We start from the raw sequence: 12775 nt of genomic DNA, 5'->3' as shown, positions 1-12775 counted from the left end.
CTGCTGGCATAATCACGGCAGAGCAATTTCCAAGACCAGATGATGCGTACTCTCGTGTCATCGTTCACGCGAGGGAGCGTCTAAGTGGCCGATCAGGCAACTGCGCAAGAATTCGACATCCTGGTACTCGGTGGTGGCAGCGGCGGGTACGCCACGGCTCTCCGGGCCGTTCAGCTTGGCTTCACCGTTGGCCTCGTGGAGAAGGGCAAGCTCGGCGGTACCTGCCTCCACAACGGCTGCATCCCCACCAAGGCGCTGCTGCACTCGGCCGAACTGGCAGACCACGCCCGCGACTCCGCCAAGTACGGTGTGAACGTCACCCTGGACAGCATCGACATCACTGCTGTCAACGCCTACAAAGACGGCATCATCGCCGGCAAGTACAAGGGCCTGCAGGGCCTGATCAAGTCCAAGGGCATCACCGTCATCGAGGGTGAAGGCAAGCTGCAGGGCACCGACACCGTCGTCGTGAACGGCACGGCCTACAAGGGCAAGAACATCGTTCTCGCCACGGGATCCTACTCCCGCTCCCTGCCGGGCCTGGAAATCGGCGGCAAGGTCATCACCTCCGACGAAGCCCTCACCATGGACTACATCCCCAAGAGCGCAATCATCCTGGGCGGCGGCGTGATCGGCGTCGAGTTCGCCTCGGTATGGAAGTCCTTCGGCGTTGACGTAACGATCGTTGAAGGCCTGCCCTCCCTCGTCCCGAATGAGGACGCCACCATTGTCAAGAACTTTGAGCGTGCCTTCAAGAAGCGCGGCATCAAGTTCTCCACCGGCGTCTTCTTCCAGGGCGTCGAACAGAACAACGACGGCGTCAAGGTCACCCTTGTGGACGGCAAGACCTTCGAAGCCGACCTCCTGCTCGTGGCCGTGGGCCGCGGACCTGTCACGGCCAACCTCGGCTACGAAGAGGCCGGCCTGAACATCGACCGCGGCTTCGTCATCACCAACGAGCGCCTGCACACCGGCGTCGGCAACATTTACGCCGTCGGTGACATTGTCCCCGGCGTCCAGCTCGCGCACCGCGGCTACCAGCAGGGCATCTTCGTCGCCGAAGAGATCGCCGGCCTCAAGCCCGTCATCGTCGAGGACGTCAACATCCCCAAGGTCACCTACTCCGAGCCGGAAATTGCGACGGTCGGCTACACCGAGAAGGCCGCCAAGGCCAAGTTCGGCGACGACCAGGTGGAAACCCAGGAGTACAACCTGGCCGGAAACGGCAAGAGCTCCATCCTGGGCACCAGCGGCATCGTCAAGCTGGTCCGCCAGAAGGACGGCCCCGTCGTCGGCGTCCACATGATCGGTGCCCGCATGGGCGAGCAGATCGGCGAAGCCCAGCTGATCGTGAACTGGGAAGCCTACCCCGAGGACGTGGCCCAGCTGGTCCACGCCCACCCGACCCAGAACGAAGCCCTGGGCGAGGCGCACCTGGCGCTGGCCGGCAAGCCCCTCCACGGCTAATTCGTTCCGCAAGACACTAAGGGCCTGGTGCACCGGCTCGAACAGCAGGGTGCACCGGGCCCGAACAATGCAGCAATTCATCCGCACTTTAGATCAATAAAGGAGAACGGGGACGACATGTCTGAATCCGTTAACTTGCCCGCCCTCGGTGAGAGCGTCACCGAAGGAACTGTCACCCGCTGGCTCAAGCAGGTAGGTGACCGGGTAGAGGTGGACGAACCGCTGCTCGAGGTTTCCACCGACAAAGTAGACACTGAAATCCCCTCTCCGATCGCCGGCGTCATCGAGGAAATCCTCGTCGCCGAAGATGAGACCGCTGAAGTTGGCGCCCCGCTGGTGCGCATCGGTGACGGCTCGGGCGGCGGAGCTGCCGAAGAGGCACCCGCAGCAGCACCCGCCGAAGAGGCGCCTGCAGCAGCACCGGCCGAAGAGGCACCCGCAGCAGCACCCGCCCAGGAAGCACCTGCCGCGGAAGCAGCCCCCGCCTCCTCCGGCGAAGGCCACGAGGTCACCCTGCCGGCACTTGGCGAGAGCGTCACCGAAGGCACCGTCACCCGCTGGCTCAAGGCCATAGGCGACACCGTTGAAGTTGATGAGCCGCTGCTCGAGGTCTCCACCGACAAGGTAGACACCGAGATCCCGTCCCCCGTGGCCGGCACGCTGCAGGAAATCCGCGTCAACGAGGACGAGACCGCCGAGGTTGGCTCCGTCCTCGCCGTCATCGGTTCGGGAGCCGCTGCTCCTGCTGCGGCTCCCGAGAAGCCCGCCGAGGCCCCCGCCGCCCCCGCAGCGGAACAGCCCGCCCCGGCAGCCGAGAAGCCCGCCGAAGCGCCTGCTCCGCAGGCAGCACCCGCGCCTGCTCCCGAGCCAGCACCGGCACCGCAGGCTGCACCGGCTCCGCAGGAAGCAGCCGCACCGCAGGCCGCCCCGGCCGCGGGCGGAGAGTCCGGCTACGTCACTCCCCTGGTCCGCAAGCTCGCCAACCAGCACGGCGTGGACATCGCCTCCGTCTCCGGCACGGGCGTCGGCGGCCGCATCCGCAAGCAGGACGTCCTGGCCGCTGCCGAATCCAAGGCCGCTCCGGCAGCCGCAGCGCAGGCAGCCCCTGCAGCTTCCGCCGCTCCGTCGGCCGCAGCGTCCTCGCTGCGCGGCACTGTGAAGAAGGCGCCGAGGATCCGCCAGGTCATCGCCCGCCGCATGCGTGAGTCACTGGATGTTTCCACCCAGCTGACCCAGGTGCACGAAGTGGACATGACCAAGGTGGCCAAGCTGCGCCTGAAGGCCAAGAACTCGTTCCAGGCCCAGAACGGCGTCAAGCTCACCTTCCTGCCCTTCATCGCCAAGGCCGTGGCCGAAGCCCTCAAGCAGCACGCTACGCTCAACGCTGCGTACGACGAGGACAAGCAGGAAATCACGTACCACAACGCCGAGCACCTGGCGATCGCCGTCGACACGGACAAGGGCCTGCTGGTTCCGGTCATCTCCGACGCCGGAAGCCTGAACCTCGCCGGCCTGGCCGCCAAGATCGCCGACGTCGCGGACCGCACCCGCAACGGCAAGATCGGCCCGGACGAACTGTCCGGCGGTACGTTCAGCATCACCAACATCGGTTCCGTGGGTGCGCTGTTCGACACCCCGATCATCAACCAGCCGCAGGTCGGCATCCTGGGCACCGGTGCGATCGTCAAGCGCCCCGTGGTGGTCCAGGACGAGAACGGTGACGACTCGATCGCCATCCGCTCCATGATGTACCTGTCCCTCACCTACGACCACCGCCTGGTGGACGGTGCGGACGCCGGTCGCTTCCTGCAGACGCTGAAGGCCCGCCTCGAAGAAGGCGCGTTCGAAGCGGACCTGGGACTCTAGGCTCCAGCCTTTCGACGGCGGCGGCCGTCCGGCTCCTGGTGGGAAACCACCGGAGTGCCGGGCGGCCGCCGCCGCTTTTCTATGCGGCTGTGTCTTACTACGGCGTGTAGAAGGATCTGGCTAGACTGGTGCCATGAACATCGTCTATAACGTCATGGTCTTCCTGCACATCGTCGGCGCCGCCATGATCGTCGGCATCTGGATCGGCAACATGAAGAAGCCGACCGTCCATCCCCGGCAGTTCGACGGCGCTGCACTCCAGCTCCTCACCGGCATCGTGATGATGGGCCTGATCCCCGCGCTCGACATGGACGCCAACTATGCCAAGCTGGGCATTAAGTTCGGCGTTGCCCTGGTCGTCGGCGTGCTGGCCTTCATCGGCCGCCGCAAGTACAAGAAGGGTGAGCCGATCTCCACCGGCCTGGCCCACAGCGTGGGCGGGCTGGCACTGCTGAACGTCGCTATCGCGACACTCTGGCGGTAACCGCCCCCTGCCATGCCAACGACGACGGCGACGCCCCTCCCGCGGGGGCGTCGCCGTCGTCGTTTTGGCGCTTCCGGTCATAATCCTCTGACAGCGGACAACCCGTGCACCGGGGGCACCTAATCCATAGGATTAGTAGCGGCGGGGCTCTGGCAGGCGCCGGACCCCCGGATCGAATCAACGTTGAGGAGTGACATGGCTACAACACGCAACGCGCACACTGTATGGACCGGCAGCCTGACGGAGGGTTCAGGCAACACTACGCTGGACAGCTCGGGCCTCGGCACGTTCGACGTCACCTGGAAGGCCCGCACCGAAGCGGCAGGCGGCAAGACCAGCCCCGAAGAACTCATCGCCGCGGCGCACTCCGCATGCTTCTCCATGGCGTTCAGCCACGAGCTGAGCCAGGCCGGCTTCACCCCGGACGAAGTCAACACCAAGGCAGAAGTTGGCTTCCAGCCCGGTACCGGCATCACCGGCAGCCACCTGACCCTGAACGCCCGCATCCCGGGCATCTCCGAGGAGGACTTCCAGCGCATCGCTGAATCCGCCAAGAAGGGCTGCCCCGTATCGCAGGCCCTGACCGGCATCGAGATCACCCTGGACGCCACGCTGGCCTCCTGATCTTAAAGTCCTGGTCATTTAGGATCAGAAAGGGCCCTGTTCCCCTGGTAAATCCAGTCGGGAACAGGGCCCTTGTTGTTTGTTCGGCTATGCCTGGCTGTGCCGGCGGGCCGGCAGCGGCTCCGGGCGCAGCCGGCGGTAGCCCTCGCGGGCCGGCGGCCGGTCCGTGGGAAGCTCCTGCACCATCTCCTTCAGCGCCGTGATGCCGGACTCCAGCTGCGGGTCCCGGCGGGCAGCATACGCGTGCGGGGGGAAGGTCACCTCGATGTCCGGAGCCACGCCGTGGTTTTCGACGCTCCAGCCCACGCCGCCGCTGAACCACGTAGCGTAGCGGGGCTGGGTCACCCCGGTCCCGTCGGCCAGCGTGAAACGGTTGTCGATGCCGACCACGCCGCCCCAGGTGCGGGTGCCGATAACCGGGCCGATGCCACGCAGCTTCGAGACCTGCGTGATGATGTCGCCGTCGGAGCCGGCAAATTCGTCGGCCAGGATGATGACCGGACCGCGCGGCGCGTGGTGCGGATAGGTGCGGGGCTTTTCGCCGCGGGGCATGCTCCACCCCGTCACCTTCCGCCCGATCAGTTCTGCCACCAGCTGCGAGGTGTGCCCGCCACGGTTGCGGCGCACATCCACGATCAGGCCGTCAAGCGCCGTCTCGGTGTCCAGGTCGCGGTGAAGCTGCGCCCAGCCGTTGGCCAGCATGTCCGGGATATGCAGGTAGCCGAACTTGCCGTCCGACGCTTCGCGTACTGTGCGGCGGTTGGCATTTACCCAGTCCTGGTACCGCAGGCGTTCCTCATCCTTGATGGGAACGATCGCTATCCGGCGCTGGGCTCCGGCTGCCGGGCCGTGGCCGGCGCCGTTGCGGATGGTCAGTTCCACCGCACGTCCCGCCGCGCCCACGAGCTGCATGGCCGGGGTCAGCGACTCCGTCAGGCGCACACCGTCGATTGCCAGCAGGACGTCCCCGGCCTTCGCGTCGGCGCCCGGCCGGGTCAGCGGCGAGGTGGCCAGCGGGTCCGACGATTCGCCGGCCAGGATGCGCTCGATTTCCCAGCCCTCGCCGTTGAACGCGAGGTCGGCACCCAGCCGGCCCTGGCCGTTGCTGCCGTTTTCGGTAGCTGCCGCCGGGCGCACGTAGGCGTGGGACGTGCCGAGCTCGCCGTGCAGCTCCCACAGCAGGTCCACCAGGTCGTCATGCGATCCGAGCCGCTCCACCAGCGGACGGTAGCGGGCGTGGATGGAGTCCCAGTCCTGGCCGGCCATGTCCTCGGTCCAGAAGAAGTCACGCTGCAGCCGCCATGCCTCGTCGAACGCCTGGCCCCACACGCTCAGCGGCTCCATCAGAACGCGGATGCGCGTGAGGTCCACCTTGATCAGCTGGCCGGAGTCCTCGTCAGCCTTGGCGTCGGACGGCACCACCCGGACCTGCTTGTCGTGGACCAGGACCACCTTCTTGCGGTCGCCGGACAGGCGGTAGCTGTCCAAGGAGTCCACGAGGGTGGTGCTCTTGCGCTTGGCCAGGTCAAAGCGGACCAGGCTCGGGGCGGCGTGCTTATCCTCCAGGCTCGCCCTGCCCTCCCCGGTGACGCCGGCGAGGGCACTGTCGAGCCACAGCAGCGCCCCGTCGGCGGCGGTCAGCGCGGTGTAGTTGCCCTGCGGAACCGGGACGCTGATGACCCGGTGGGCGAGGCCTTCGGGGTCCACCTTCACGGCGGTCGGCGCCGTCGTGCCTTCGGCCGTCGCGTCAGCCTGGGCTGTTCCGCCCTGCCCGTCGATGCCGTCCGCCAGGGCGACGCTGGGGCCGAACGGCGAAGCGGTGTCCGCCGCGAGTGCCACGAGGTAGGGCTTGATGGGGCTGGGGAAGGAAAGGTCAAAGGAGTGGCCGTCGTAGACGGGATCGAAGCTGCGGTTCGAGAGGAAGGCCAGGAACTTGCCGTCCGGGGAGAACGACGGCGATTCGTCCCGGAACCGGCCGTCCGTCACCTCCACAATGGCAGCCTCTCCGGCCTTTGCCTCCGGGGCGTTGGCGCGGACCAGGCGCAGGCGGCTGCGTGACCCAAAGGACGTCACTGGTTCAGACCAGGCCAGCCAGGCGGAGTCCGGCGACCAGGCCAAGTCCTCAATGCTGCCCTCGCCAATGCTGGTTACCGCCGTCAGCGCCCCGTCCTGGGTGCCAGCAATGTACAGGTCGCCGAAAGCGGTTCCAATCGCAATCCAGCGGCCGTCGGGGCTGGCTTCGATGGCGCTGGCGCGTGAAGGCCTGGGGAACCGGACCGTGAGCGGGCCCGATTCGGCCGCAGCGGTGCCGGTTGCCTGGCCGGCCGTTGTTTCGGCCGCGGTCCCGGTCGCTGCCTCCGCCGGAGCGAGGTCGGCAGCAGCGTCGTCGGCCACTGGGTGAGTGGCGCGTGGCCCCGCGACGCCCGCGGCGGAAACAGGGCTGGGCAGGGGAACTGCCGGCGCCACAGCGTCGGGCTGATCCCCGGCGGGTGTGCTGTCCGGGGCAGCGCCGGTCTTGGCCGCCGCTGCGGCCTTTGCGGCAGCATGGCCTGCGGCATCGTGCGCCGGGACTTGCGGGGCGATTTCCCTGATGAACAGGGCCTCGTCGCCGTCGTGGTCAGCCACGTATGCGATGCGGCCGTCCGGAAGCGGACGGGGCAGGCGGGCGCGCACGCCGGCCGTCGCCTCGACCACGCGGGACGGCCCGTCGTTGTGCCGGAGCCAGTGGATTGTTCCGTGGGCCTCCACAGCACTGGCTTCCCCCGCGGTGTCCGGCCGGACGTCGCCGAGGTGCTTGGAGACCTTGAGGAGCGAGGGACGGCGGCCCTGGGACGCCGATCCAAGCGTGATCTCAAGCCGGACGGCCTCGGACCCCAAGTCATGCAGGAGCCAGAGCTCACCGGCCGATTCGAAGATGACGCGCTTTCCGTCCGTGGAAGCGTGGCGGACGTAGAAGTCCTCGTGGTCGGTGTGGCGCCGCAGGTCCCCGCCGCCGGGCAGGACCGAGTACAGGTTGCCGTAGCCTTCGTGGTCTGAGAGGAAGGCAATGCGCCCGTCTACCCACATGGGGTCGGCCAGGTTGCCGTCCAGCTCCGGCAGGAGCCGCTCAAACTCGCCGTTTCCGTCGCCGTCGATCCAGAGCTTGCCGGCAGTGCCGCCACGGTAGCGCTTCCACCAGGCCGGTTCGCGGGACAGCACGCTGCCCACCACCACAGGCTTTTCGTCTCCGAGTTCCGGGCCGAACGCCACGGACTCGACCGGTCCCAGCGGGAGCTCCTCAGCCCAGCCGCCGTCCGTGGACAGCCGGTAAGCGTGCGTGTGGCGGCTCTCGGCCTGCCGGAACGCACTGGTGACCACGATGTCCCCCGCGGGGGTAAAACCTTTAACCCGGGTGGTGCTGTGCCCGAAGAAAGTCAGCTGGCGGTACCCGCCGCCGTCAACGTCGGCGATGACCACCTCGGGGGCCGTCCCCTGCACGACCGTCCAGACCAGCTTCGTTCCGTCAGGCGTAAAGCGCGGATTGCGGGCCGGCAGCTGGAGCGAGGAAACACGCCAGGCGCGGCCGCCGCTGAGGGGGGCAATCCAGACGTCGTCCTCGGCCACAAACGTGACCAGATCGCCGTGAACATGAGGGAACCGGAGGTAACTCGAAGAGGTCATCGTTCGATCATAGTCAACGTGACATGAGCCGCCGGGGAGGTGCCCTGCCGTGCCGGGCATGGTGAGATGGATCATGCGCATCGTCATGGCCGGCGCCTCCGGGCTCATCGGAACCGCACTCTCCTCCCGCCTCACCTCCGACGGGCACGACGTCGTCCGGCTAGTGAGGCGGCCGCCGTCGTCCCCGTCGGAAATCCGCTGGGATCCCGCGACCGCAACTCTGGACCCGGCCTCCCTCGAGGGAGCCGACGCCGTCATCAATCTTTCCGGCGCAAACATCGGCGCCAGGCCATGGACACCGCACAGGATTGACGAGCTGTTCCGGTCGCGCCTCGATCCCACGCGGACGCTTACCTCGGCCATGCGCCGCCTCAGCTCGCCGCCCCCGACGTTCATCAGCCAGTCCGGGGCCGGCTACTACGGCGACGCCGGGCACTCCACCCTGACGGAGAATTCCCCCGCCGGGCAAGGCATCATGGCGCGCATCTGCGTCGAGTGGGAAGCCGCAGCCCACGAGGCCCCGTCCGGAGTCCGGGTTGTGACCCCGCGGACCGCAGTGGTGCTGAGCCGGTCGGGCGGTGCCATGGGACGCCTGTTGCCCCTGCTGCGGGCAGGCATTGGCGGTCCTCTGGGGAACGGCCGGCAGTACTGGCCATGGATCACCCTCCCCGACCTCACCTCAGCGTTCGGGTTCCTCCTTACGTCCGGGAATTCCGGTCCCGTGAATGTTGCGGCACCGGAAGCCGCCGACGTGAACAACCTCGTGGCCGGGCTCGCAAAGGCGCTTCACCGGCCTGCGCTGCTGCGCGCGCCGGCACCGGCGCTGCGCCTCGTCATGGGGAAGCTGGCCGACGAACTCCTGCTCGCCAGCCAGCGGATCGAACCGACCCTGCTCCGGGACAGCGGGTTCACGTGGGACCACCCGTCGGTGGCGCTGGCCGCCGGGTGGGTGGTCGGCGAAAAGTAGCTGTCCGGTTCAGTTGGCGATAAATCGGTTGGTGATTCAGTCCGCCGGCAGGATGTCGGCGATGCGCCAGCGACCCTCCACCGGGACAAGGACCAGCCGCAGCCCCACATCCCGCTGCCGCGCTCCGGTCGCCACGACGGTGCCTCCGGCCGACCGCTCCTCGTAGGCCGAGGTGGACGACGTCACCGCCACCACTGCCCGCGCAGGCGTGCTTTCGGGCAGGCAGCGCGCCCCGGACAGGCTCGTGGTGAACCCAGCCAGCACAGTCCCGGTTTCCTCCAGGGAAGCGCGGATCCGTCTGTCTGCGGCCTGGGCCGGGGTGTTCGGGGCGTTCACGTCGTCGAGCAGGTGCAGCCTGCCCTCCCGCAGAGCCAGCGAACGCAGCTGTGCCAGTCCGAGGACCGCTTCCGCCGGATCCTTCGCCGCGAGCCGCCGCCGGACATCATCCGGCAGGCCGACACCTGGCGGGGATCCGGGGCTGGACGCCGGGAGGCCCACTTCCTGCACAGCTGGGGCCCACTCCTGCGCCGCACCTGGCAGTCCCAGAAGGCCAGCACCGGCAAGCACTGCCGCAGTGAGCACACCGCCCGCCACTGCCAGGCGGCGGCTGCTTTGCGTCCCTGTCCCGTGCCTGGCCGACGAGCGCCGGACAGCGGCATGCCGAACCCCGGCATGGCCGGCAGCGTTACTGACTCCGGCTTGCCTGACAGCCGCGTGCCGGAGCGAGAGGGCATGGCCCGTTCCCGCCGGCCCTCCGCGCGGTGACAGCCGGCCCAGGGACCTGCCCCATCCCGTGGTCTTCAGCCGCCGGCGCCAGGCGAGCAGGCGCTTCCTCAGCCGTCCGCCGGATGGCGGGACCGGCCTGCGTGTCAGCAACTCGGGCAGGACGGTGTCATGCACCGAACGGGACAGGTCCACAGGTGTGGCGGCCGCGCTGCGGTACACAGCCGTGGCAAGCTCGGCGGCCGCCGGACGTTGCCGGCGGTCGTCGCTGAGCCCCGCCTCCAGGGCTGCCGCCAGCTCCGCCGGCACGTCCGGAACAAGCAGGGCGAGGGGTGGCCTGACCGCGGATGGCGGAGGGGGCTGCCCGGTCAGGCAGTACCAGCCCAGGGCAGCGGCCGCATAGACGTCACGCTCCGGCTGCAGTCCTGCCCGGACCGCGTCCACCGGAGCCGGATCAGTGAAGCCGTCGGTGTGCAGATCCGGAACACCGGAAGCGTCCCCCACTATCCGCGCCACGCCGAGGTCTGCCAACAGGGGCTTTCCATGGGCGGTGAAGAGTACATTGCCGGGTGCGACGTCGGAGTGCGTGAAGCCCTTGCCGTGCAGATAGCCCAATGCCTGTGCGATCGGCGTCAGGACCGTGACCGTCTCGCCAACACTCAGAGTGCCCCTCGCCGTTACCAGCTGCTGGAGCGAGCCGCCGGCGGCGTAGTCCATCAGCAGGCCGAAGCTGCCCTCTCCAGGTCCATCCGACCGGCCGGGTTCATCAGTCCTGACCACGCCATAGGCCTTGACCAGGTGTTCGTGGTCAAGCATGGACATGACCAGGAGTTCCCGGCGGACATCCTCCTCCCGCGTCACAGCAGGCCGTGGGTCAGCAGCGCCGGGTTCAACAATGGCTGCTGCAGCAGCGCTGGTTCGAACACTGCCCGGCGGCCGGCCGAAGCACTTCAGCGCAAGCTTCACGCCGGTGGTGTCCTGCGAAACCAGCCACACTTCGGCACTGCCGCCACGGCCAAGCCGACGGCAGACGGAGTAGCCCTGGACGGCAGGTGCCGCTCCCCCGGGACCGTACATGTGCGCGTCCTGGTTTTCCAGGCTGTGATTGTCCAGGCTGTGGCTCTCCAGGCTGTGGCTTTCCAAGCTGTGCTGGTCCATGGCTTAAGGAATACCGGAAACCGGCAGTCCCCGCAGAAGTTATCCACAGGCAGGCGCGGGTACTTCACCGTCCGCAGGAGGAGTAGCTCGGAATGTGACCGGGGAGGCATGAGAGCTTGGGCACACTGACGGGCAGGACACCGCCTGAGGTCTAAGCTGGAACGCATGACTCTTGAGTTCACAACGCTCGGTCTTGCCCCGGATTTCGTCGATTACAGCCACGCCTGGGACCTCCAGCGCGAAATCCATGAAAATGTCCTGGCCGGCAAGGCCCCCAGCACGGTACTCCTCCTGGAACACGCCGCCGTCTACACGGCTGGAAAGCTGACCGAGGACCACGAACGGCCCTTCGACGGCACCCCCGTCGTTCCGGTGGACCGCGGCGGCAAGCTCACCTGGCACGGACCGGGCCAGCTCATCGGATACCCGATCATCAAGCTGAAGAACAAGGCCGGCATCCGCGACTACGTGGAGCGTCTGGAGGCCGTGATCATCGCCGTGCTCGCGGACTATGGCATCCCGGCCGTCCGGATCAAGGGGCGTGCGGGTGTCTGGATCGAGGAGGATGCCAAGGGTCCTGCCCGCAAGATCGCCGCCATCGGCATCCGGGTCAGCCAGGGCGTGACCATGCACGGCTTCGCCATCAACTGCAACAACGACCTCGCTCCCTACGGCCAGATCATCGCCTGCGGAATCACCGATGCCGGCGTGACCACCATCGCTCAGGAAACCGGCCGCGACATATCTCCCGCCGATCTCGTTTCGCGGATCACCGAGGAACTGCGCAACAATGAAGACGCCCTAGTTGCAACCCCCGAAGGAGCACTCCTGTGACACTGGCACCAGAAGGCCGGAAAATGCTGCGGATCGAGCAGCGCAATGCGGCCACCCCGGTGGAACGCAAACCGGACTGGATCAAGGCCAAGGTCCAGATGGGCCCGGAATTCGTCCAGCTCAAAAACCTGGTCAAGAAGGAAGGCCTGCACACCGTCTGCGAAGAGGCCGGCTGCCCCAACATCTTCGAATGCTGGGAAGACAAGGAAGCCACCTTCCTGATCGGCGGCTCCGAATGCACCCGCCGCTGCGACTTCTGCCAGATCGACACCGGCAAACCCTCCCCCGTGGACAGGTTCGAACCCACCAAGGTGGCCCGCTCCGTCCAGGCCATGGCCCTGCGCTACGCGACCGTCACCGGCGTTGCCCGTGACGACGTCGAGGACGAAGGCGTCTGGCTCTACGCCGAAACCGTCCGCAAGATCCACGAACTGAACCCCGGCACCGGCGTCGAACTGCTCATCCCGGACTTCTCCGGCAAACCCGAACACATCGCCGCGATCTGCGACTCCAAACCCGAGGTGTTCGCGCACAACGTCGAAACCGTGCCCCGGATCTTCAAGCGGATCCGGCCCGCCTTCCGCTACGAACGCTCCCTTGACGTCATCACCCAGGGCCGGAACCTGGGCATGGTCACCAAGTCCAACCTGATCCTGGGCATGGGCGAAACCCGCGAAGAGATCTCCGAGGCCCTCCGCGACCTGCACCAGGCAGGCTGCGACCTGATCACCATCACCCAGTACCTGCGCCCCTCCGAACGCCACCTCCCGGTGGACCGCTGGGTCAAACCCCAGGAATTCGTGGACCTCCAGCACGAAGCCGAGGAGATCGGGTTCCTCGGCGTCATGTCCGGGCCCCTGGTCCGCTCCTCCTACCGCGCCGGCCGGCTCTGGGCCACCGCCATGCGCAAAAAGGGCTGGGAAATCCCCGCCGAACTCGCCCACATCGAATCCTCCGGATCCACCCGCCAGGAAGCCAGCTCCCTGCTCGCG

Annotated in this window: 9 protein-coding genes; 7 read left to right on the top strand and 2 right to left on the bottom strand. The window is 67.5% G+C overall.

Annotated elements, in window-relative coordinates:
• The first annotated feature begins 84 nt into the window (after positions 1 to 84).
• The 4 genes from lpdA (at position 85) to DBZ45_RS08275 (ending at position 4441) form a co-directional block, all read left to right on the top strand.
• Positions 85 to 1467 (top strand): dihydrolipoyl dehydrogenase, encoded by a 1383-nt coding sequence (lpdA, locus tag DBZ45_RS08290; RefSeq protein ID WP_111903458.1) that lies wholly within the window; start codon positions 85 to 87, stop codon positions 1465 to 1467.
• Positions 1468 to 1584: 117 nt separating this feature from the next.
• Entirely contained in the window at positions 1585 to 3333 is a 1749-nt protein-coding gene (gene sucB, locus DBZ45_RS08285; RefSeq protein WP_111903457.1) for a 2-oxoglutarate dehydrogenase, E2 component, dihydrolipoamide succinyltransferase, read from the top strand.
• A gap of 133 nt (positions 3334 to 3466) precedes the next feature.
• Entirely contained in the window at positions 3467 to 3817 is a 351-nt protein-coding gene (locus tag DBZ45_RS08280) for a hypothetical protein (protein WP_111903456.1), read from the top strand.
• A gap of 195 nt (positions 3818 to 4012) precedes the next feature.
• Positions 4013 to 4441 (top strand): OsmC family protein, encoded by a 429-nt coding sequence (locus DBZ45_RS08275; RefSeq protein WP_111903455.1) that lies wholly within the window; start codon positions 4013 to 4015, stop codon positions 4439 to 4441.
• 87 nt (positions 4442 to 4528) lie between these two features.
• Here DBZ45_RS08275 and DBZ45_RS08270 read toward each other — a convergent pair whose 3' ends face one another.
• Positions 4529 to 8101: a S41 family peptidase gene (locus tag DBZ45_RS08270; RefSeq protein WP_111903454.1), complete on the bottom strand. Its 3573-nt coding sequence runs from the start codon at positions 8099 to 8101 to the stop codon at positions 4529 to 4531.
• A gap of 73 nt (positions 8102 to 8174) precedes the next feature.
• Here DBZ45_RS08270 and DBZ45_RS08265 point away from each other — a divergent pair, with 73 nt between their 5' ends.
• Positions 8175 to 9068 carry a TIGR01777 family oxidoreductase gene (locus DBZ45_RS08265; protein ID WP_111903453.1) on the top strand — a complete coding sequence of 298 codons (894 nt, stop codon included), beginning with the start codon at positions 8175 to 8177 and terminating at the stop codon, positions 9066 to 9068.
• A gap of 36 nt (positions 9069 to 9104) precedes the next feature.
• Here DBZ45_RS08265 and DBZ45_RS08260 read toward each other — a convergent pair whose 3' ends face one another.
• Complete coding sequence (locus tag DBZ45_RS08260; RefSeq protein WP_223256986.1) at positions 9105 to 10949, bottom strand: serine/threonine protein kinase; 1845 nt, start codon at positions 10947 to 10949, stop codon at positions 9105 to 9107.
• 165 nt (positions 10950 to 11114) lie between these two features.
• Between DBZ45_RS08260 and lipB the strand changes: the two genes are divergently transcribed.
• Together lipB and lipA are read left to right on the top strand one after the other, a co-directional pair.
• Entirely contained in the window at positions 11115 to 11783 is a 669-nt protein-coding gene (gene lipB, locus DBZ45_RS08255; protein ID WP_111903452.1) for a lipoyl(octanoyl) transferase LipB, read from the top strand.
• Positions 11780 to 12775: lipoyl synthase (lipA, locus tag DBZ45_RS08250; protein WP_111903451.1), on the top strand; the 996-nt coding region annotated here is incomplete at its 3' end. The genes lipB and lipA, both read left to right, overlap by 4 nt.

This window comes from Arthrobacter globiformis (assembly GCF_003261175.1).
Classification (GTDB): Bacteria; Actinomycetota; Actinomycetes; order Actinomycetales; family Micrococcaceae; genus Arthrobacter; species Arthrobacter globiformis_A.
The sequence above is the reverse complement of the archived record's forward strand: the minus strand, read 5'-3'. Positions and strand labels throughout refer to the sequence as shown.